This is a genomic window from Microbacterium sp. 2FI, from assembly GCF_005502885.1.
Classification (GTDB): Bacteria; Actinomycetota; Actinomycetes; order Actinomycetales; family Microbacteriaceae; genus Microbacterium.
In genome coordinates, this window is record NZ_SCMR01000007.1 from 127,557 (window position 1) to 148,724 (window position 21,168).

Genomic DNA, 21,168 nt, shown 5'->3' on the forward strand with positions numbered 1-21,168 from the left:
CGCGCGCACGCGGTGGAGCCGGCGAGTCGGAGCTCGGGCATGTGAGAAATCCTCAGGTGGGGGGCGACCTGATGCCGGGTTCGGTCCCGACGGTTTCTCGACTCTAACCCGGAGGGGGTGCGGCGTGCGAGCCCGAACTCACGGTGCGGCGGTGTTCAGCATCCCGATCACGACCGCCGTCCACCAGCCTGCCTGCGAGACGACCGCGCTCCACACGCACCATGCGCGCATGCGCCCAGGGAGCGACGAGAACCGCACGCGCGGCGGAAGCCGCATGAGCTCGCGGCTCAGCCGGGTCATCGCGACGCCGTTGAGGGCGACGACGAACACCGCCAGCATCTTCAGCGCGGTGAGCGGGTCGGAGAGGTCGGGCTGCAGGAAGGCGCCTGTGCCGAGGAGCCCAACGATGCCGAGCCACGCGAGCGGCGTGACGGTGCGCTCGGTCTGGCGGAGCTCGTCGAGGGTGCGCCTGCCCGTCGTCCACAGGAGGCCCTTGGTCTCCAGGAGCACCGCTGCGCCGAGCCCGACGATGACCGAGGCGAGGTGGGCGAACAGCGACGCGTAGTGCAGCCACGCGGGCGGGGCGAGCGTCGCACCCAACCACAGCGACAGGTACATCCCCCCGGTGACCACCCAGTACGCCACGGCACGGCGATGCCGCGCGGCGCGGCGCGTCTCGACGAGGGAGAGTGTCACGGGGGGCGTGGCCTTACGGGGGGACGGGTCGGCGAAGGAGCAACCCCCCGAAAGGAGGCTAGCCGAAGTCCTGCGGGCCGTTCGACCCGGACGGCGCGCCTGGCGTCAGTCGATGACGGCCTGCTTCTCCTTCACCGGCAGCATCAGGAGGAACCCCGCCAGCAGCACCAGCACGATGCCCAGGATGCCGAGGCGCGTGTCGCCCGAGAGTGCGACGAACAGCGCGAAGAGGCCGGGGGCGAGGAACGACACCGCGCGACCGGTCGTGGCGTACAGGCCGAAGATCTCGCCCTCGCGGCCCGCGGGGGTGATGCGGGCGAGGAAGGAGCGGCTGGCGGACTGCACCGGCCCCACGAAGGCGCACAGGATGAGCCCGGCGATCCAGAATCCGAGCTGTTCGCTTCCGATGAACAGCACCGAGGATCCGGCGACGATCAAGCCCAGCAGCGACACCAGGATGACCCGCTTCGGCCCGAACCGGTCGTCGAGTCGGCCGGCGATGATCGTGGAGGCGCCGGCGACGACGTTGGCGGCGACGGCGAAGTACAGCACCTCGGCGGACGAGAAGCCGAACACCTGCGCGGCGATGATCGCGCCGAACGTGAAGACCCCGGCGAGGCCGTCGCGGAACACTGCGCTGGCGAGCAGGAACATCAGCACCTGGCGGTTGCCGTGCCACAGCTTCGTGAGCGTGGCCCAGAGCACCGCGTACGAGCGGAAGAAGCCCACTCGCACCGCGCGCTCCCGCGGCGGAATCTCGGGCACGCGCAGCAGCACCGGGATCGCGAAGATCGCGAACCACAGCGCCGAGGCGAGGATCGCGAAGCGGATGTGGAGCCCGCGATCGGTCGAGATGCCGAGGAGGCCCGCCTGCCCCTCGACGCCGAAGCCCTGGATGAACAGCACGAGCAGGAGGAGGAGCAGCACGATGCCGCCGACGTAGCCCATGCCCCAGCCGAAGCCCGAGACGCGGCCCATGTTCTCGCGGGTCGAAACCTGCACGAGCATCGCGTTGTAGTTGACGCCGGCGAACTCGAAGAAGATGTTTCCGACGGCCAGCAGCGTCGCCCCGAGCACGAGGTAGGACGGGGTGCCCTCGACGAAGAACATCGCCGCCATCGCCAGCACCACGACGCCGGTGTTGACGCCGAGCCAGAGCTTGCGCCGCCCCGACCCGTCGGAGCGCTGGCCGAGGACGGGTGCGAGGAGGGCGATGAGGATGCCGGCGATCATGAGCGCCCAGCCGACGACTGCGGCGTTCGTGGCGAGGGCCGCGACGAGCTCGGGATCCTTGTCGTTCTCGCCGGCGGCGGAGACCACATCCGGATCGACGAACAGGCTCGAGGCGAGGAACGTGCTGAAGACGAACGTCGTCACGACCGCGTTGAAGGCCGCCGATCCCCAGTCCCACAGCGCCCACGCGACGACGCCGGGGCGGCGCGTGCGGTCGGTGGTGCCAATCGTCGCGGCGGCGACCTCGGACTCGGGGGCGGGCTGGTCGGGGAGCGGCATGTTCGTCACGCTAGGGCCCTTCGATGAACGGCGGGTGGCGCCGATGCTCGAGTCGCCTCGTCGCGGCTCGTCGTCAGGCTACATCGATACCGCCCGATCGAGCGTCCTCCCCCCGATCGGGTGATCTGAGCGTTCCCTCATGTCGCCCGACCGCTCCCGTGTGGTTGGCTTCGGGGATGACCAGCGGCGCCCCCGGACCGACGCCCTTCAACGCGCGCCTCGCGATCCTCCTCGCCATGGCGATGTTCGTGCTCGTGGTGGACACCTCGCTCATGAACGTGTCGATCTCGGCGGTCGTCCACGACCTCGGCACGACCGCGAGCGGAGTGCAGGGGGCGATCGCGCTCGAGGCGCTCGTCTCCGCCGCGTTCATCCTCATCGGCGGCAAGACCGGCGATCTCATCGGCCGCAAGCGCGCGTATGTGCTGGGTCTGCTCGGCTACGCGATCGGCGCGATCGCGATGACGCTCGCCGATTCGCTCTCTGCCGTCATCCTCTTCTGGGCCGTCATCGGCGGCATCGGCGCCTCGCTGCTGCTGCCGGCGATGCAGTCGCTCATCCACGGCAACTTCTCCGGCGATCACCAGAAGCGGGTCTACGCCCTCGTGGGCGCCTCGGCCGCGATAGCAGCCGCGGTGGGGCCGCTTCTCGGGGGCGTGATCACGACGTTCCTGTCGTGGCGTGTCGGGTTCCTGCTCGAGGCGGTCATCATCGCCGTGGTCCTCATCGGCCTGCCGCTGGTCAAGGACGTGCCCTACACGGGGGACCGGAGCATCGACCTCGTCGGCGCGGCGCTGTCGGTGGTCGGCATGGGCGGCGTGGTGCTGGGGATCCTGGTGTGGCAGGAGGGCGGGGGCTATGTCGCGCTGACGATCGCCATCGGCGTCGCCGCGCTCGGAGGGCTCGTCCTCTGGCTCACCTCGCGCAAACGCCGCGCGAAGCCCACCCTGCTCGACCCCGATCTGTTCTCCTCGAAGCCGTTCCGCACCGGAGTGAGCGGGCAGCTGCTCCAGCAGATCGCGCTCGGCGGCACGATGATCGTGCTGCCCCTCTACCTCCAGATGGTGCTCGAGTACAACGCGCTGCAGGCGGGCCTGTCGATCGCGCCGCTCTCGCTCAGCATGTTCGCCGTCGCGCTCATCGCCGGCGGGCGGGGCACGGGGCGTCCCGCGAATCTCATCCTGTGGGGATTCGTCCTGCTCGTCGTCGGGCTCGTGGTGCTCGTGCCCTTGGTGCCCATCGCCGACTCGGGGTGGTACCTCGCGGTGCCGCTCATCATCAGCGGGTCGGGCCTGGGTCTTCTCGTCTCGCAGCTGAACAACTACACCCTCTCACCGGTGTCCGACGAGCGGGTGAGCGAGGCGGCAGGAGTGAACTCGGCCGCCGGATCGTTCGGGCTCTCGTTCGGGCTCGCGTTCGCCGGCGCCATCATGCTCGCCGCGCTCGCGACCGGATTCGCCGCGCTCACCGCGTCCTCCACCGTGCTCACCGCCGACCAGCAGCAGCAGGTCACGACGGTGCTCGAAGAGGATGCGCAGCTCATGTCGAACACCGGGCTGGAGGAGCTGCTCGCCGACGAGCCGCCCGAGGTCGCCGACGAGATCGTCCGCATCAACACCGAGGCGCGACCGCTCGCGCTGCAGATCGCGCTGCTCATCCCGATCGCGGCCGGGGTCCTCGGCATCCTCAACGGCCTGCGGATGCGGCGCCTGCCCGACCCGAAGGCGTCATCGGGGGCCGAGGGTTCCGTTCTGGGCTGACCGCGACGCCCGTCCGGTGCCAGGATGTACCCATGCCCGTCCATGTCGAGCGCGCCGATCTCCCCGGTATCGGGGTGCGGCACGACATCCTCACCGACGAGGGGCGTCGCCTCTCGGTCATCAACTTCCGCGACGGCGGGCGCGAGCTCGCCCTCGCCGACGAGGACGATCCCGATCGCGCGAGCGAGACGATCGTCCTCACGGACGACGAGGCCACGGCCCTGTCGGAGGTGCTCGGCGGATCTCTGATCCTCACGCAGCTCGCAGGCCTGCGCGAGCAGATCTCGGGGCTGTTCACCGAGCAGATCCCGGTTCGCGCCGACTCGCCGTTCGTCGGCCGGGCACTCGGCGAGACGAAGGCGCGCACCCGCACGCGGTGCTCGATCATCGCGATCGTGCGTGACACCGGCGTGCTGCCGGCGCCCGAGCCCGCCGACCTGCTCCACAGCGGCGACACGCTCGTCGCCGTCGGAACGCGCGAGGGGCTCGAGCACCTCGTGCGCATCATCGCCGGGAGGTGACGGTCGCCGATGGACCACGGCGCGCTCGTCCTGATCGAGATCGGCGCGCTGATCCTCGGCATCGGGCTGCTGAGCCGACTCGCGTCGCGGCTCGGGATCTCGCCGATTCCGCTGATCCTTCTCGGCGGCCTCGCCTTCGGCGAAGGAGGGCTGCTCCCCTTCACGCAGGGTGAGGAGTTCATCGAGATCGGCGCCGAGATCGGCGTGATCCTGCTGCTGCTCATGCTCGGTCTCGAATACACCGCGCGAGAGCTCGTCGACAACCTGCGCGCCTCGAAGGCCGCGGGGCTCCTCGATATGCTGCTCAACGCCGTTCCCGGGGCACTCCTGGCTCTCGTACTCGGCTGGGGTCCCGTCGCGGCGGTGGCGATGGCCGGCATCACGTGGATCTCGTCGTCGGGCGTGATCGCGAAGATCCTGCAGGACCTCGGGCGCTTGAGCAACCGCGAGACCCCGATCGTGCTGTCGATCCTCGTCATCGAAGACCTCGCGATGGCGTTCTACCTGCCCGTGCTCACGGCGCTCCTCCTCGGGATGGGGTTGGGCGCGGGCACCCTCTCGGTCATCCTCGCCCTCGCCGCCGTCACCCTCATCCTGTACATCGCCCTGCGGCACAGCCGCGTCGTCTCGCGGCTCGTCTGGTCGAAGGATGCCGATGTGCTGCTGCTGTCGGTGCTGGGACTCACCCTGGTGGTCGCCGGCCTCGCCGCCGGCGCGAACGTCTCGTCCGCCGTCGGCGCCTTCCTCGTCGGGATCGCGATCTCGGGGCCGGCCGCCAAGCACGCGCAACGTGTGCTGACGCCGCTGCGCGATCTGTTCGCAGCCGTCTTCTTCCTCTTCTTCGGCCTGTCGACCGACCCGCGCGACCTCGTGCCGATGCTGGTGCCGGCCGTGCTGCTCGCGGTGGTGACGATGGCGACGAAGGTCTTCACCGGCTACCGCGCATCGCGCCGGGCGGGCATCGCCGAGGCTGGCCGCTGGCGCGCGGGCCTGGCGCTCATGCCCCGCGGCGAGTTCTCGATCGTGATCGCGGGCCTCGCCGTGGCCGCCGGCGTCGACGGGGCGCTCGCGGCCCTGGCGACCGCGTACGTGCTGATCACGATGATCGCGGGGCCGCTCCTGGCCCGCATCCCCGACTCGCGCCGGTTCCAGCGGTGGGCCGGGCGTCGTCAGGCGGCGCGCCGGGCGCGGCAGGCCCCCGCCGTCACCGCTCCGCCGGAGTGACGTCGTCGAGCACGAGGCCCGCTGCCGCGAGGCGCCGTGAGAGCTGCGAGACGAGCTTCGGGTCGCGCAGCAGCAGCTCCCACGCCTCGCGCTGTCGGCGCGGGCTCTTGCCGCGAGGCTCTTCCTCTTCCTTGGGCTCGTAGCTGTCGCCGCCCTTCCAGACCGCGACCGTGCGCACCTCTTCACGGGTGAACGGCGACCCGCGGAACGTCTTGCCGCGTGCGCGGAAGAGCACGGTCCAAACTCCCTGCTCGTCGGCGGCGAGGGCCTCTTCGAACAGCCCCGGCCCCACCTCGGCCAGCGGGATCGAGAACTGCGAACCGGAGGGCGCGGTCACCAGCGCCTCGATCTCGGCGCGACGCTCGACGGGCACGTCGTACTCGGTCAGATCAGCCGACAGCAGCACTTTCGCGCCGGGCTCGAAGGAGTCCTGGCGGATGCGGGCTCCCATCCGCAGGTTCGACGAGGCGTGCACCAGCACGACGCCTTCCAAGCCCTTGCCCATGAGAGCCTCGAGCTCTTCGGGCGTGAGCTTCTTCTCGCCGCGGCGGGCTCGCTTGACGGCATCCTTCGGCAGGTGGAGCCGGGCGTGCCACGTGCCCTCGTGCGCGCCCGACCCGATCGGCGCCGGGATCGTGAGGCGGTAGTACACGATGTTGTCGCCCACCTTGACGTAGTTGCGGCCGCCGAGACCCGCCATGAACGCGGGGTCGATCAAATCGCCCGCGGGGGTGAGGAGCGTCATCTCGATGAGCTCGGGATGCTGCGTGAGCAGGATCACGTCGGCGACGAAGTCGGTCTCGGCCAGCTCGAACGGCACATCGACCGTGTCGCCGAGGGGCACCGTCACCGGCGGGTCGACGACGATCTGGTCGTTCTTGACGCCGGCGAGCACCTGCAGGAAGTACTTCGCGAGCTTGTAGCGGCTGTCGTTGTTCAGCTCGTCGGTGAGCACGCAGTAGCCGCCGGTGTCGTTGGTGACCGAGGTGAGGGTGGCCGGGCGGATGTTCTCAGCGCGACCGAGCGCGACCGCGTAGGTGCGATCGGTGATCGACGGACCGACGTCGGCGATCCAGCGCTCGCTGTTCTCGTAGCCGTCGGTGAAGACGACGCTCGCCTTGATGTCGTAGCCGCCCACCGGGTTCAATTCGCTCTGACCGATCTCCAGGCCGTCGCCGATCGAGGTGGCACCGGCCATGTTGACCGCGAAGGTCGTGATCGCCGAGCGCACCTGGTCGCGGACCGGATCGAACAGCGTCGGCTCGGCGAGCGGCCCGACCGGCGGGGTGAGGACCGTCGACGGGTCGTGGTCGAACGCGACGATCCCCACACCGTCGCCTTCGTGGACGGCCTCGGCGAGGATGCCGGCCGAGTACCGCAGCACGTCGATGCGCTTGCTGGTGCCGACCCCCGACGGGAAGTCCATCGAGCCCGACCGGTCGAGCACGAGCATGACGCACGCGGTCTTGCGCGCGACGGTGTTCGCGGCGATCGGAATCGTCCACTCCGCGCCGGTCTGATCGTGGCGTACGGTGATGCTCCCGGCAGCGGTGTCGCCCGCCGCGGTGCCGGTGTAGGCGACCCAGAGGTACGCCTCTTGGACGACGGCGTAGTCGGCCGTCCCCGAGAGCGACTCCGTCTGGCCTGCCGGCATCCCGAACGGGGCCGCAGGCACTCCGGTCGTGGTGAACGTCGAGCCGTAGAGGCTGTGGACGTCGAACCGCACCGCGCGGTAGGTCGTCTCGCCCTCGGGCACGTCGATGAACTCCACCGCGTCGGTGATCCGGTCGATCGTCCAGGCCGCGCGCGTCACGGCGGCGGCGGCGTCGATGCGACCCGAGCCGTACCATTCGCTGGTCACCGGACCGGCATAGGCGGGGTCGGTCGAGATGCGGTTCGCGCCGTCGCGCCAGCGGCCGGTCGCGTCGGTGTTGTTCGGGTCGATCTTCACGGCGGTGGCCCGGAGGATGTCGCCGACCTGCTCCCACGACAGCTGGGGGTTGGCAGACAGCATGAGCGCCGCGACGCCGGCGGTGACGGGCGTCGCGTACGACGTGCCGCCGAAGTCGCTGCGGTACAGGTGGGGGGCGAACGCGACGGCCGTGCCGTTCGCGAACGCGGCGGGCAGGGCGCGGTCGAGGGTGACCACGCGCGTCGCCGCGTTGACGGCGGTGATGGTGCGCCCGCGCGAGGTCGCGTTGGCGACGGGACCGACGAGCACCGAGCCGCCGACCGCCGCACCCGCGACGCTCGCGACCGTGATCGCCATGGCGCCGGCGGCGCTCGCCGCTGAGAGTGTCGTGGCGCTCGCCGCGGTTCCGGGGATCGCCGTGCCCTCGGGCGCGTCGGCGCGCGTGGCCGAGAACGCCCCGAACTGCGCGTTCGGGTTGTGGATGACCGGCGCGAAGGTGTCGTTCGAGGGGGCGCAGAAGTCGACGGTCGATCCGAAGCTGCTGTAGTCGCTCTTGACCTCGTTCACACCGTCGGCGGCGAGGGTCGAGGCGCTCACTCCGTAGCACCGGCCGTACATGCTCCACGGGCGGTGGAAGCTGACGTCGAGGTCCTGGTTGACGTTGCCCGCCGAGAAGAACAGCACGGTCCCGCGGCCGCCCCGGCCCTGGTCGGCCACGGCGTCGAAGGTGTCCTGCATGAGCGCCGAGATCGGGTCGCCGACGCTGTCGCTGAAGGCGATGCTGTTGGTGATCACGTCGGCGCCGTCGGCGAGCTGGGTGGGGAAGCCCGCGGTCGCACTGTCGGCGTCGAGGCCGGCGAGCCACAGATACATCTCGGAGTAGCGCACCTCGTCTCCGCCGCGGCGGATGCCCATGACGTGGCAGTTGCCGGCGATGCCGGCCTGGCCCTCGGCGTTGTTCGAGGCGCCGGCCGCGGCCGACGCGCACGCCATCCCGTGGTCGCCGTCGACGGTCGAGGTGTTGTCGGCGGCCATCCGCACGAAGTCGAAGAGCTGGCTGACCTTCGCGGTGCCGTCGGAGAGGGTCGCCGCCATCGCCGGGTGGGTCACGTCCACGCCGTTGTCGACGACCGCGATCGAGATCGACGCGTCGCCGAACGTGCGGGCGGGGGCGATGTTCTGCAGCACCTGCCATGCGTCGGGCGTGCGGATGAGGCGGTGATCCCACTGCTGGGGGAAGAGGAAGTCGTTCGGGGTGACGGCGTCGACCTCGGCGGTGTGGATGAGGCTCGGCTCGGCGTAGCGCACGCCGGGTTCGGCGGCGACGGCAGCCACCTTGTCGAGGAGGTCGTACCCGGCGCCGGCGGGTGAGCGGAAGACGTAGGTGCTGCCGAGCGCGCGGAACTGCTTGACGACCTCGAGGCCGTGGCGGGACGCGACCTCGACCGCGTCGGCGTCGGCATCCAGGAACGACACCGTCATCGTGTCGGTGAGGAATGAGGCGCCCGTCTCGGTGAGGGTCACGAGCGCCCCGACCTGGCCGAGTCCCTGCTCGGCGCTGCGGGCGTCCATGCGGCGCACGACCTCGTCGGTGTCGCCGGGTGCTTCCGGCACCCGGACCACGACGACCGAGGGATCGTCGAAGCGGATGGTGTCGGTCGGGGTCTCTTCGAGGCCGTCGATGGCCTTGAGCGCGTCGTCTTCGCCGGGACCTTCGAGCGGTTCGGCGAGGCGCACACCGACCGCGTCGGTGATCGGGCGGAACGGGATGCGCACGCGTCCACGGAAGTACGCAGGCCAGCCGGCGGGGCCGAGGACGAACGGCTCGACGCCGTCGGGCTGTGTCGGGTAGCCGTTGCCGATGGCCCGCTCGTCGGGGGCGAACCCGGGGGCGATGACCGTGACGCGGGCGGGCTCGGTCGGCGGTGCGTCGAACCGGACGTACCCCCGCTCGTCGGTTTCGCGCGTCTCGGTCGATCGATCCTCACCGGTGCGGGTGACCTGCGCGCCCGCGATGGGGGTGCGGTCGTACGCGGTGACGGAGACGGACAGGGTGTTCTCGTTCATGGCATGTCCTCAGTGGTCGCGGAGAAAGCGCTGACGAATGCAAGGAGGGAGGGGCCTGACGCCGTGATACCCGCCGACCCGATCCCAAAGTTGAGCCGAGTGGTATCAACTTCATTTGACAGCCGAAAACACCCGGAGTAGGGTTGAGCCGTTGCGACTCAAGGTCGCCCCCTGACTTCTACGAAACCCCCTCAACAAGGAGAGATACACATGGCACGTGCTGTTGGAATCGACCTCGGTACGACGAACTCCGTCGTCAGCGTCCTCGAGGGCGGCGAGCCCAAGGTCATCGCGAACGCCGAGGGCTTCCGCACCACCCCCTCGGTGGTCGCCTACACCAAGGACGGCGAGGTGCTCGTCGGCGAGACCGCCAAGCGCCAGGCCGTCACCAACGTCGACCGCACCGTCTCGTCGGTCAAGCGCCACATGGGCACGACGTGGGGCTTCGACGTCGACGGCAAGAAGTGGACGCCGCAGGAGATCTCGGCCCGCATCCTGCAGAAGCTCAAGCGCGACGCCGAGCAGTACCTCGGCGACACGGTGACGGATGCCGTCATCACGGTTCCCGCGTACTTCAACGACGCCGAGCGCCAGGCCACGAAGGAGGCCGGCGAGATCGCGGGCCTGAACGTCCTCCGCATCATCAACGAGCCCACCGCCGCAGCCCTCGCCTACGGCCTCGACAAGGGCAAGGAGGACGAGCTCATCCTCGTCTTCGACCTCGGTGGCGGAACCTTCGACGTCTCCCTCCTCGAAGTGGGCAAGGACGACGACTTCTCCACCATCCAGGTGCGCTCGACCGCCGGCGACAACCGCCTCGGCGGCGACGACTGGGACCAGCGGGTCGTCGACTACCTGATCAAGCAGTTCAAGGACACCACCGGCGTCGACGTCTCGGGCGACAAGATCGCCCTCCAGCGCCTCAAGGAGGCCGCGGAGCAGGCGAAGAAGGAGCTCTCGTCGTCGACCTCGACGAGCATCAACCTCCCGTACCTGTCGCTGACCGACTCGGGCCCCGTCTCGCTGTCCGAGACCCTCACGCGCGCCAAGTTCGAGGACCTCACGAAGGACCTCCTCGACCGCACCAAGAAGCCGTTCGAGGACGTCATCCGCGAGGCCGGCATCAAGGTCGGCGACATCGACCACGTCGTGCTCGTGGGTGGTTCCACCCGCATGCCCGCCGTCGCCGAGCTCGTCAAGGCGGAGGCCGGCAAGGAGGCGAACAAGGGCGTCAACCCCGATGAGGTCGTCGCCGTGGGCGCAGCCCTCCAGGCCGGTGTCCTCAAGGGCGAGCGCAAGGACGTCCTCCTCATCGACGTGACCCCCCTGAGCCTCGGCATCGAGACCAAGGGCGGCATCATGACGAAGCTCATCGAGCGCAACACCGCCATCCCGACCAAGCGCAGCGAGACGTTCACGACCGCCGACGACAACCAGCCGTCGGTCGCGATCCAGGTCTTCCAGGGCGAGCGCGAGTTCACGCGCGACAACAAGCCGCTGGGCACGTTCGAGCTCACCGGCATCGCTCCGGCGCCGCGCGGCATCCCGCAGGTCGAGGTCACGTTCGACATCGACGCCAACGGCATCGTGCACGTCTCCGCCAAGGACAAGGGCACCGGCAAGGAGCAGTCGATGACGATCACCGGCGGCTCGTCGCTGCCGAAGGACGACATCGAGCGCATGGTGCGCGAGGCCGAGGAGCACGCCGCCGAGGACAAGAAGCGCCGCGAGTTCGCCGAGACGCGCAACCAGGCCGAGACCCTGTCGTACTCGATCGACAAGCTGATCAAGGAGAACGACGACAAGCTGCCCGAAGACGTCAAGACCGAGGTCCAGGGCGATGTCGATGCCCTCAAGACCGCGCTCGCCGGTGACGACGACGAGGCAGTGAAGGCCGCGTTCGAAAAGCTCAACCAGAGCCAGGGCAAGCTCGGCGAGGCCATCTACGCGTCGAACCAGACGCAGACTCCGGCGCCGGATGCCGAGGGTGAGGCTCCGGCCGGCGACAGCGGCTCGGCATCCGATGAGGATGTCGTGGACGCCGAGGTCGTCGACGACGAGGAAGACAAGAAGTAACCATGGCCGACAAGGACCACGAACAGCCGCACGACGGCGAAGACGAGGTCCTCGGCGAGGCGGGGTCGGAAGCGCAGGCTTCCGACCCTGACCCGCAGGAGGAGCTCACGGTCGACGACATCCTCGGCGCGACCCAGAACGCGGATGCCGCGGCGGAGGACGCCGTGATCGCCGACCTCGAGTCGGCCCTCCTCAACGATCTCAAGCGCCTGCAGGCCGAGTACGCCAACTACCGCCGGCGTACCGAGGAGCAGCGAGAGCTCGAGATCGAGCGCGCCAAGGGTGCCGTCGCCAAGGGGCTCCTCCCCGTGCTCGACGACCTCGACCGCGCCGTCAAGCACGGCGACCTCGAAGAGGGCACCCCCTTCTTCGCGATCGCCGAGAAGCTGCGCGGCATCGCTGAGCGAATGGGCCTCACGACCTATGGCGAGGCGGGCGAGGTGTTCGATCCGCAGCAGCACGAGGCGATCTTCCAGGCGCCCACGCCCGGTGTGACCGAGCCGACCGTCCTCGAGGTCGTCGAGATCGGCTACCGCCTCGGCACGGTCGAGCTCCGCCCCGCGAAGGTCGTCGTGGCCGTGCCCGTCGAGGCCGGATAGAGGCCATGGCCAGTCAGGACTGGTTCGACAAGGACTTCTACGCGATCCTCGGCGTGCCCAAGGACATCGCCGACGCGGATCTCAAGAAGACCTATCGCAAGCTCGCCCGGACGTATCACCCCGACTCCAATCAGGGCGATGCAAAGGCCGAGGCGAAGTTCAAGGAGATCAGCGAGGCGTACTCGGTGCTCTCCGACGCCGAGCAGCGCAAGGAGTACGACCAGCTGCGCGCGATGGGCGCCGGCGGCGCCCGCTTCACCGCGAGCGGTCAGGGCGCGGGCGGCTTCGAGGACGTGTTCAGCATGTTCGGACAGGGCCGTGGCGGCGGCGCCGGTGGCCGCTACCAGTCGGCCGAGGACTTCGAAGACATCTTCTCGATGTTCAACCAGCAGGGTGCGGGCTTCGGCTCGGGCCGGTTCGGGCAGTCGACCGGCGGCTACCGCGGGTACGGCGGACCGACGCGCGGCGCGGATGTCACGGCCCGCACGACGGTCGACTTCGTCACCGCGACCAAGGGCGAGACGATCACGCTGCAGGGCGAGGATGGGAAGCCCTTCAAGGTGAAGATCCCCGCGGGCGTCTCGGACGGCCAGAAGATCCGTCTGCGCGGTCGCGGGCGCCCGTCGCCCGACGGCGGCGAGACCGGCGACGTGGTCGTCGCGGTGACCGTGCGGCCGCATCCGGTATTCACGCGCGACGGACTCAACCTCCGCGTCACCGTCCCGGTCACCTTCACCGAGGCGGCGCTCGGCGCGACGATCGAGGTGCCGACGCTCGGGGGAGACCCCGTGAAGTTGCGCGTCGCGCCGGGAACGCCGTCGGGTCGCGTGCTGCGTGTCAAGGGCCGCGGGGTCGAGACGGCGAAAGGAACCGGCGACCTGCTCGCCGAAGTGCAGGTGGCCGTGCCGTCGCACCTCGACGACGACGCGCGCGCCGCGCTCGAGCGGTTCCACGAGCTGGAGCCCAAAGAGAACCCGCGCGCCGACATCATGAGCAAGGCGCGCGGCTGAGATCCTGGCGGGGGTGAGGAGGATGCCGATGGCTGAGCAGTTCGACGAGGACGCGCCGATCTTCGCGATCGCCGTGGCTGCCGAGCTCTCAGGCATGCATCCGCAGACGCTCCGTCAGTACGACCGACTCGGACTCGTCGTCCCGGCGCGCACGCAGGGCGGCTCGCGGCGCTATTCGCTGCGCCACGTCGCGCAGCTCCGCGAGGTCGCGCGCATGTCGGCGGAGGGCATCGGACTGCCGGCGATCGTGCGCATCCTCGAGCTCGAAGATCGCGTGCGCGAGCTCCACTCCCGCGTGCGCGATCTCGAGGAGCGCGTGCGAACCGAGCTCGAGCGGCGCCCGGGCGCGCGCGTGTTCGCCGCGGGCTCGACCGGTTCGGTCGTGACGCTCCGCCACGGCACGCGTGTGCGGCGGGCCACCGAGCTCGTGATCTGGCGCCCGCGGCAGAGCATCGATCGACCCGACGACGATCCCGGCGACGAGAGCGCAGCGCCGTCCGCGGACTGATGCCCACGCTCGACGATGTGCGCGAAATCGCCCTCGGGTTCCCGGGGGTGACGGAGCGCGTCGACGGGCACCGCGGCGGCATGACGTGGCGCATGCCGACGGGAGCCTTCGTGTGGGAGCGCGGTCCCGGCCAGGCCGACCTCGCGGCCCTCGAGCGACTCGGGCGGGAATGGCCGCCCGGCGAGGTCATCGGCGTCCGCACCGACGGGCAGCAGGTGAAGGCGGCGCTGCTCGAGACCTATCCCGACGTGTTCTTCACGATCCCGCACTTCGACGGCTACCCCGCGGTGCTGGTGCGGCTCGACCACATCGAATCCGATCACCTCCGCGAAGTCGTCACCGACGCGTGGCTGCTGAAGGTCACCAAGCGCGTCGGAGGCGCCTGGCTCGCCGAGCACGCGCCCGAGTAGGCGCCGCTCGGCTCACGCGGCGGCGTCAGGCGACCCCGCGGCGCTCCCGGAAGAGCTGCCAGTCGGCGCGCGAGATGTCGGCGTAGCGGTACGCCCACTCCAGGATCGCCTCGCCGGCGACGCGGCCGCCGCCGATGTAGCCCGCCACGACGGCACTGCCTGGCGACTGGCCGTGCGCCCGCGCGAGCGTCGCGGCGCACGCTTCGGCGTACCAGCGGAAGGCCGAATCCTCGAGCGTGTCGGTGTCGAACCCGCCCTTCTTGTCGTGGAACTGCCGCACGTAGAACGCGCGCTCGCCACCGGCGAGGTCGGCTGGAAGGCCCCGCACATGGCCGAGGAAGGGGTCGGAAACAGCCTGGAGCACCCGCTGCATCGCCACGACGCGTCCTCCGTTGCCATGCCGGTCGATGTAGCGGTGGACCTGCGGAGGCTGCTCGGCCCCACCGTGCTCGATGAGCACGCTGGCGCCCGCCTCCTTGCCCTGCAGCAGCAGAGCGTTGCCGTCGCCGTCCTGGAAGGCGATGAGGTAGCAGCGGGTGCCCACGCTGCCGACGCCGACCACGCGGCGCGCGAGGTCGGATACGCCGTAGCTCTGCATCAGCATGCGGATGTCGACATTCGCCGACAGCACATAGTCGTCGATCACGTCGAAGACCCGCTGCTCGATCACCGCGTCGACGTGGGTCATGGTGGGGGGCTGCTCGATGAAGCTCAGCCGCCCGTCGCCACCGAGCGATGTGAGCTTCTTCGCCGCGCGGGCACCGGTGCGCTTCTCGGCGTCCTTGATCGCGGCGTCCACCGCGGCACGCGTCTCATCGTCGATCGATCTGCCTGCCGCGGTGGCATCGAATCGGTCGAAGTAGCGCTTGAGAGGGCTGCGCTCGGCGCCACCGGCCAGGGACCGCGCGTAGGTGCGCACCGCGCTCAGCGATGCCTCTCGGACCACCTTGTCATCGCGCGACGTGGACTGCCCCGCGATCACGATGCTCGTGACCAGGCGCTTGACATCCCACTCCCACGGCGCCCAGGCGGCCTCGTCGAAGTCGTTCAGGTCGAAGACCAGGGTGCGCTGCGGCGAGGCGTACAGGCCGAAGTTCGCCACGTGCGCATCGCCGCAGGAGCCGACCGAGATGTCGGGACCCGTCGATCGGGCGAGGTCGGCCGCCATGATCGCTGCGGTGCCCCGATAGAACGCGAAGGGGCTCTCGGCCATGCGCGCGGTGCGGATGGGGACGAGTTCGGGCACGCGGGTGGCGTCCTGCGCATCGAGGATGCCGATCGGATCGCGGTCGCCGACCGGCCCTTCGGCGAGCGATTCGCGCGAAACGCGCTCGCGAATGGCATGACCCTCCGCGAGCTGTTCACGCAGGGACGGGAGCGGGGCCCAGGCGTCCGCGATGGGGCGCGCGTCAGACGTCGACATGCACACAGTGTGGCACCCGGACGCCTCGTCGTGTTGTCGATACTCTGACCGCGTGACCCGAACTCCGTCGCCGGCTTCCGCGCCGGCTTCTCCGCCCGCGCTCTCGCCGAGCCTTCGCGTCCTCATCGTGATGGCGGCGACGGTGATCGCGCTCGCCGGCGTCTTCTTCGCCCGCGAGATCGTGGGCCCCCTCGCGCTCGCGATGGTGCTGGTGGTCATCTGCGAGCCGGTGCGACGACCGTTCGATCGCGCCGGGCGCCCGCGCTGGCTCGGCACGACCGCGGTCATCCTCGTGGTCTACCTCGTGCTGCTCACGATGGGCGCTCTGCTCTGGCTCGCGGGCACCCAGTTCGCGCGTCTCGTGGCCGACTTCGCCGACCAGCTGCGCGCGAGCGCCGACGAGTTCCTCGCGTGGCTCGTGGCGGCGGGTCTCGATGAGCAGGCCTCGGATGCCGCGGCCTCGGCGCTGGACCCCGGCACGATCCTGAGTCTCGCGTCGAGCCTCGGCGGCACGATCCTAGGTGTCGCCACGGCCCTGTTCTTCGTCGTCTCGTACGTGATCTTCATGGCGGCGGACGCCGCGCGCTACAGCGAGGCGGAGCAGAAGTTCGGCGCGTCGAGTCGACCGGTGCTCTCGCGCATCCGGCGCCTGAACAGCGGCATCCGCCGCTACTACGTCGTCAATGCCTCGTTCGGCGCGATCGTCGCGGTCCTCGACGGACTGGCGCTGTGGTGGCTCGGCGTGCCTGCGCCGATCGTGTGGGCAGTCCTCGCCTTCGTCACCAACTTCGTGCCCAACATCGGATTCGTCCTCGGTCTCATCCCGCCCGCCATCCTCGCGTTCGTCGTCGGCGGGTGGCCCATGTTCTTCGCCGTCATCGCGATCTACTGCGTCGTGAACGTCGTGCTGCAGGTGCTCGTGCAGCCGAAGTTCGTCAGCGACGCGGTCGACCTGAGCCTCACCCTGAGCTTCTTCTCGGTGATCTTCTGGACCTTCGTGATCGGCCCGCTCGGTGCGATCCTGTCGATCCCGCTGACGCTGTTCGTCCGTGCGCTCGTGCTCGAGGGCGATCCCGAGACACGGTGGCTGCGATGGCTCTCGGGCGACCGATCGGCCGGGGCCGCAGCATCCGATCCCCCCTCCCCACCCCTACCCACGCCCGATCGGGCAGCGAGGAAACGACCATGACCGCACCCGCCGAGACCCGCCGCAGCCGGCTGCAGGATCGCCTGCACGACGATGCATCCAGCGAACGGTCGCTCGAGACGCTCGCCCTCGGGGCCGGCGCCGCCTCTTTCGTCCTCATCGCTCTCGTCGCGATGATCGCGTTCCAGTTCCAGGCCGCGCCCATCTCGGGCCCCGGCTCCCTCGGGCAGTTCGCCGCGATCTCGGCTGCCGCCGTCGCGGTGGTCACCTTCGTCGCGGGCCGGCTGCTGCTGCGCGACCGCACGCGCGGCGAGAAGCTGCACGCCCTCGACATCCTCGACATCGCGGCCCTCGCGATCGCCCACGCAGTCATCGCGCTCCTCGGATGGACGCTGCTCGCCGTGATCCTCGAGCAGGCCTTCATCGGCGCCGAGGTCTTCCCGCTCGCGGTGCTGGTGCTCGCCGGTGCGACGTCGGCGATGACGGCGTACGTCGTCTTCTACTCGGCGACCCACCTCGATCTGCAGATGCTGGCCGTGGTCCTCGCGGTGTTCCTCGTCCTCGGCATCCTCGCCAGCATGCTCACCGCGAGCGATCCCGACTGGTGGAAGGACAACCTGAGCGCGCTGGGCATGACCACCAACGTCTCGGCGCTCGCGTTCAACCTCACCCTCATCGTCGCCGGCTTCCTCGTCACGACGCTCGCACGGTACGCGACGCGGGGCGTCCCGACCGAGCACCCGCGCGGCATCGCGCGGGTGCGCACGTGCCTCATCATCGTGGGCGTGTTCCTGGCCCTCGTCGGCGTCTTTCCGGTCAACCTCTTCTTCGGCATCCACACCGGCGTCGCCTCGGGCATGGTGGTCGCGTTCGGCGTCCTGGTGATCCGTCTCCCTCATTGGATCACCGGCATCCCGCGGCCCTTCGTGCTGCTGGGCTGGCTCTTCCTCGCTGTGATCCTCGTGCTGTCGGTGCTGTTCGGCGTCGGGTACTACACGCTCACCGCGGTCGAACTCGTCGCCGGCATCCTCGTCTTCACGTGGATCATCCTCTTCATCCGCAACGCGGCCGCCCTCGAGCAGGACGCGCGGGGCTGAGACCGTGACCGAGGACCGGTGGCGGGCGCTCACCTATTGGCCGCTCATCATCGCGTCTGCGGTGTTCATCGTCGCGTATTCGTGGCAGGTGATCGCGAATCTCGAGGGCAACGCCTACGTCGTGACGCGGATCGCGATGGCGGTCACGTGGGCGATCTTCTTCATCGACTACCTCGTGCGGCTGCTGCTCGCGAGGGCGCGCTGGGTGTGGTTCCGCGGCCACCTGTTCGACCTCGCCGTCGTCGCCCTCCCCGCCCTGCGGCCGCTGCGGCTCCTCAAGGCGCTGACCGTCGTGCATGTGCTGCAGCGCACGGCCGGCACCGCGCTGCGGAGTCGGCTCGCGATCTACGGCGCTGGGGCCGCCGCCATCATCATCTGGATCTCCGCGCTGGCAGTCCTCGATGCCGAGCGGCGCTCGGCAGAGTCGAACATCCTCGACTTCGGCGACGCGGTCTGGTGGGCGTTCGTCACGATCACGACGGTCGGCTACGGCGACTTCTACCCCGTGACGGGGTACGGGCGCGCCGTCGCGGTGCTGCTGATGTGCGGCGGTGTCGCGATCGTCGGGGTCGTCACGGCGACCCTCGCCTCGTGGGTCATCGAGCGGGCGGCCGCGCGCGGAAACGACACCGACGAGCCGGCCACCCGCGGCCAGCTGCGCGAGGTCTCCCGCCAGCTCGCCGAGGTGACGGCCCGCTTGGGGGAGCCGCCCCAGCGCTGAGTCGCGGCTCGGCGATCACCCCCACCGGGTGACGTCGGGGGTGACGGCGGCGCGTAGCGTGTGCGCGCCGAGTCGATGAGCAGAGGACGGACCCATGACCGCCGATCGTCACGCACGCACGATGCTTCCCATCCCGGATCGTCCGGGGCCGGGGCTCACGACCTTCGACGCGAAAGACCCCGACACCGGCTACCCGCCGATCGAGCCGCTGCTGCCGCCTGCGGGGGCGCCGAACGTCGTCGTCATCCTGCTCGACGACGTCGGGTTCGGGGCTTCGAGCGCCTTCGGCGGCCCGTGCGAGACGCCGACGGCCGAGCGCCTCGCCGCCGGCGGGCTGAGCTACAACCGCTTCCACACCACCGCGCTGTGCGCGCCCACGCGACAGGCGCTGCTCACCGGGCGCAACCATCACTCCGTCGGCATGGGGAGCGTCACCGAGACGGCGACCTCGGCGCCCGGCAACAGCTCGCTGCGCCCCAACACCAAGGCGCCACTCGCGATGACGCTGAAGCTCAACGGCTATTCGACGGCGCAGTTCGGCAAGTGCCACGAGGTGCCGGTCTGGCAGTCGTCGCCGATGGGACCGTTCGATGCGTGGCCGTCAGGCGGCGGCGGATTCGAGACGTTCTACGGCTTCATCGGCGGGGAGAACAACCAGTGGGAGCCGGCCCTGTACGAAGGCACAACGCCGGTCGAGCCGCCGGCGACGCCCGAAGAGGGATACCACCTGACCGAAGACCTCGCCGACCGGGCGATCAGCTGGATCCGCACGCAGAAGGCGCTGATGCCCGACCGCCCGTTCTTCGTATACTTCGCCCCGGGCGCGACGCACGCGCCCCATCACGTCCCCGCCGAGTGGGCGGACAAGTACCGAGGACGATTCGCCGACGGATGGGACGCGCAGCGCGAGAAGACCTTCGCGCGGCAGAAGGAGCGGGGAGTCATCCCTCCAAACGCCGAGCTGACCGCCCGGCACGCGGAGATACCGGCGTGGGATGACATGCCCGACGAACTCAAGCCCGTCCTCGAGCGGCAGATGGAGGTTTACGCGGGCTTCCTCGAGCACACCGACCATCATGTCGGCCGCGTGATCGACGCGATCGAGAGCCTCGGCATCCTCGAAGACACCCTCGTCTACCTCATCATCGGCGACAACGGCGCCTCAGCCGAGGGCACGATCAACGGTGCCTTCAACGAGATGGCCAACTTCAACGGCATGGCGGCGCTGGAGAACCCGGAGTTCATGCTGTCGAAGATGGCCGAGCTCGGCTCGCCCACGTCGTACAACCACTACGCGGTGGGGTGGGCCTGGGCGATGGACACACCATTCCAGTGGACGAAGCAGGTCGCCTCGCACTGGGGCGGCACCCGCAACGGCACGATCGTGCACTGGCCTCGCGGTGTCGAGGAACGCGGCGGCCTGCGCTCGCAGTTCACCCACGTGATCGACGTCGCCCCGACCATCCTCGAGGCGGCCGGGCTCCCCGAGCCGACGATGGTCAACGGCGTGCAGCAGTCGCCGATGGAGGGGCGGAGCATGCTGTACACCTTCAACGACTCTGCCGCACCCGAGACCCACGATCTGCAGTACTTCGAGATGTTCGGCAATCGCGGCGTCTACTTCCGCGGCTGGAGCGCGGTCACCAAGCACCGCACCCCGTGGCTGCTGATCGAGAAGGGGCTGCGAGCACTCGACGACGACGTGTGGGAGCTGTACGACGGCAGCACGGACTTCTCGCAGGCGCGGGATCTCGCGGCACAGCATCCCGAACGGCTGCATGAGCTCCAGCGGCTCTGGCTCATCGAGGCGGTCAAGTACAACGTGCTGCCGATCGACGACCGCACCGGCGAGCGGCTGAATCCCGACCTCGCCGGTCGCCCCACTCTCGTGCGGGGCAACTCCCAGCTGCTGTTCTCGGGAATGGGGCGCCTGTCCGAGAACAGCGTGGTCAGCATCAAGAACAAGTCGTTCTCGGTCACCGCCGAGATCGAGGTGGGTGCGTCGGGCTGCGAGGGCGTGATCATCGCGCAGGGCGGTCGGTTCGGCGGCTGGAGCCTGTATGTCGTCGGCGGCGCCGCGCGCTTCACGTACAACACCCTCGGCATCCAGCACTTCACCACGACCGCGGAGTCGGCGATCCCGCCGGGGACCCATCAGGTGCGCATGGAGTTCGCCTACGACGGCGGCGGCCTCGCCAAGGGTGGCGATGTGACGCTCTTCTACGACGGCGCGGCGGTGGGCACCGGGCGCGTCGGCGCCACCCAGCCGATGATCTTCTCCGCAGACGAGACGACGGATGTCGGGTTCGAGTCGGGCACCTCGGTCAGCGATGACTACACCCTGCGCTCGAGCCGCTTCCGGGGCAGGATCAACTGGGTGCAGATCGACGTCGGCGTCGATGACCACGACCACTTCATCGATCCCGACGAGCGCCTGCGGGTGGCGATGGCCCGCCAGTAGCCCTGACGCCGATGAGGGCCGCAC

General features: G+C 69.8%; 16 protein-coding genes. 12 read left to right on the plus strand and 4 right to left on the minus strand.

Annotation, left to right across the window (positions count from 1 at the left end; genetic code table 11):
- Positions 1–138: 138 nt before the first annotated feature.
- Together FFS15_RS08295 and FFS15_RS08300 are read right to left on the minus strand one after the other, a co-directional pair.
- Positions 139–696, minus strand: coding sequence for a hypothetical protein (locus FFS15_RS08295; RefSeq protein WP_137844538.1), 558 nt, complete (start codon positions 694–696; stop codon positions 139–141).
- Between the two features lie 105 nt (positions 697–801).
- A complete protein-coding gene (locus FFS15_RS08300; RefSeq protein ID WP_137844584.1) occupies positions 802–2,208 on the minus strand; it encodes an MFS transporter in 1,407 nt (468 codons plus the stop codon).
- A gap of 176 nt (positions 2,209–2,384) precedes the next feature.
- Between FFS15_RS08300 and FFS15_RS08305 the strand changes: the two genes are divergently transcribed.
- The 3 genes from FFS15_RS08305 to FFS15_RS08315 are packed head-to-tail and all read left to right on the plus strand — an operon-like array spanning position 2,385 to position 5,713.
- Complete coding sequence (locus FFS15_RS08305; protein ID WP_137844539.1) at positions 2,385–3,968, plus strand: MFS transporter; 1,584 nt, start codon at positions 2,385–2,387, stop codon at positions 3,966–3,968.
- 32 nt (positions 3,969–4,000) lie between these two features.
- The gene (locus FFS15_RS08310; protein ID WP_137844540.1) at positions 4,001–4,489 is read left to right on the plus strand and encodes a TrkA C-terminal domain-containing protein; all 489 of its coding nucleotides are present in this window, start codon (positions 4,001–4,003) and stop codon (positions 4,487–4,489) included.
- 9 nt (positions 4,490–4,498) lie between these two features.
- A complete protein-coding gene (locus tag FFS15_RS08315; RefSeq protein WP_137844541.1) occupies positions 4,499–5,713 on the plus strand; it encodes a cation:proton antiporter in 1,215 nt (404 codons plus the stop codon).
- On the opposite strand, the gene FFS15_RS08320 is transcribed toward FFS15_RS08315, so the two are convergent.
- Positions 5,694–9,692, minus strand: coding sequence for a S8 family serine peptidase (locus tag FFS15_RS08320; RefSeq protein WP_137844542.1), 3,999 nt, complete (start codon positions 9,690–9,692; stop codon positions 5,694–5,696). The genes FFS15_RS08315 and FFS15_RS08320 overlap by 20 nt on opposite strands.
- Before the next feature lie 210 nt (positions 9,693–9,902).
- Here FFS15_RS08320 and dnaK point away from each other — a divergent pair, with 210 nt between their 5' ends.
- From dnaK to FFS15_RS08345, 5 genes are read left to right on the plus strand one after another with little or no spacing between them, the layout of a single operon-like run.
- Positions 9,903–11,768, plus strand: a complete 1,866-nt coding sequence (dnaK, locus tag FFS15_RS08325) for a molecular chaperone DnaK (protein WP_137844543.1) — start codon at positions 9,903–9,905, stop codon at positions 11,766–11,768.
- A 2-nt stretch (positions 11,769–11,770) separates the two neighbouring features.
- Entirely contained in the window at positions 11,771–12,367 is a 597-nt protein-coding gene (locus FFS15_RS08330; protein ID WP_137844544.1) for a nucleotide exchange factor GrpE, read from the plus strand.
- Positions 12,368–12,372: 5 nt separating this feature from the next.
- On the plus strand, positions 12,373–13,377 hold the full coding sequence (locus tag FFS15_RS08335; RefSeq protein WP_137844545.1) for a DnaJ C-terminal domain-containing protein: 1,005 nt from the start codon (positions 12,373–12,375) through the stop codon (positions 13,375–13,377).
- Between the two features lie 28 nt (positions 13,378–13,405).
- A complete protein-coding gene (locus FFS15_RS08340; RefSeq protein WP_137844546.1) occupies positions 13,406–13,885 on the plus strand; it encodes a MerR family transcriptional regulator in 480 nt (159 codons plus the stop codon).
- Positions 13,885–14,295, plus strand: a complete 411-nt coding sequence (locus FFS15_RS08345; protein ID WP_137844547.1) for a hypothetical protein — start codon at positions 13,885–13,887, stop codon at positions 14,293–14,295. Before FFS15_RS08340 ends, FFS15_RS08345 begins: the two co-directional genes overlap by 1 nt.
- Positions 14,296–14,320: 25 nt before the next feature.
- On the opposite strand, the gene FFS15_RS08350 is transcribed toward FFS15_RS08345, so the two are convergent.
- Entirely contained in the window at positions 14,321–15,718 is a 1,398-nt protein-coding gene (locus FFS15_RS08350; protein WP_137844548.1) for a DUF2252 domain-containing protein, read from the minus strand.
- A gap of 52 nt (positions 15,719–15,770) precedes the next feature.
- Here FFS15_RS08350 and FFS15_RS08355 point away from each other — a divergent pair, with 52 nt between their 5' ends.
- The 4 genes from FFS15_RS08355 to FFS15_RS08370 all read left to right on the plus strand — a co-directional run bounded on the left by FFS15_RS08355 (position 15,771) and on the right by FFS15_RS08370 (position 21,144).
- On the plus strand, positions 15,771–16,907 hold the full coding sequence (locus FFS15_RS08355; protein ID WP_249353864.1) for an AI-2E family transporter: 1,137 nt from the start codon (positions 15,771–15,773) through the stop codon (positions 16,905–16,907).
- The gene (locus tag FFS15_RS08360; protein WP_171013128.1) at positions 16,904–17,962 is read left to right on the plus strand and encodes a DUF998 domain-containing protein; all 1,059 of its coding nucleotides are present in this window, start codon (positions 16,904–16,906) and stop codon (positions 17,960–17,962) included. Before FFS15_RS08355 ends, FFS15_RS08360 begins: the two co-directional genes overlap by 4 nt.
- Before the next feature lie 4 nt (positions 17,963–17,966).
- A complete protein-coding gene (locus FFS15_RS08365; protein WP_137844550.1) occupies positions 17,967–18,683 on the plus strand; it encodes a potassium channel family protein in 717 nt (238 codons plus the stop codon).
- Between the two features lie 94 nt (positions 18,684–18,777).
- Positions 18,778–21,144: an arylsulfatase gene (locus FFS15_RS08370; protein WP_137844551.1), complete on the plus strand. Its 2,367-nt coding sequence runs from the start codon at positions 18,778–18,780 to the stop codon at positions 21,142–21,144.
- Positions 21,145–21,168: the final 24 nt, after the last annotated feature.

Bases quoted from the DNA above. Each gene is read 5' to 3' on its own strand.
- FFS15_RS08300 (WP_137844584.1), bottom strand. From the start codon at position 2,208: ATGCCGCTCCCCGACCAGCCCGCCCCCGAGTCCGAGGTCGCCGCCGCG.
- FFS15_RS08305 (WP_137844539.1), top strand. From the start codon at position 2,385: ATGACCAGCGGCGCCCCCGGACCGACGCCCTTCAACGCGCGCCTCGCG.
- FFS15_RS08310 (WP_137844540.1), top strand. From the start codon at position 4,001: ATGCCCGTCCATGTCGAGCGCGCCGATCTCCCCGGTATCGGGGTGCGG.
- FFS15_RS08315 (WP_137844541.1), top strand. From the start codon at position 4,499: ATGGACCACGGCGCGCTCGTCCTGATCGAGATCGGCGCGCTGATCCTC.
- FFS15_RS08320 (WP_137844542.1), bottom strand. From the start codon at position 9,692: ATGAACGAGAACACCCTGTCCGTCTCCGTCACCGCGTACGACCGCACC.
- dnaK (WP_137844543.1), top strand. From the start codon at position 9,903: ATGGCACGTGCTGTTGGAATCGACCTCGGTACGACGAACTCCGTCGTC.
- FFS15_RS08330 (WP_137844544.1), top strand. From the start codon at position 11,771: ATGGCCGACAAGGACCACGAACAGCCGCACGACGGCGAAGACGAGGTC.
- FFS15_RS08335 (WP_137844545.1), top strand. From the start codon at position 12,373: ATGGCCAGTCAGGACTGGTTCGACAAGGACTTCTACGCGATCCTCGGC.
- FFS15_RS08340 (WP_137844546.1), top strand. From the start codon at position 13,406: ATGGCTGAGCAGTTCGACGAGGACGCGCCGATCTTCGCGATCGCCGTG.
- FFS15_RS08345 (WP_137844547.1), top strand. From the start codon at position 13,885: ATGCCCACGCTCGACGATGTGCGCGAAATCGCCCTCGGGTTCCCGGGG.
- FFS15_RS08350 (WP_137844548.1), bottom strand. From the start codon at position 15,718: ATGTCGACGTCTGACGCGCGCCCCATCGCGGACGCCTGGGCCCCGCTC.
- FFS15_RS08360 (WP_171013128.1), top strand. From the start codon at position 16,904: ATGACCGCACCCGCCGAGACCCGCCGCAGCCGGCTGCAGGATCGCCTG.
- FFS15_RS08370 (WP_137844551.1), top strand. From the start codon at position 18,778: ATGACCGCCGATCGTCACGCACGCACGATGCTTCCCATCCCGGATCGT.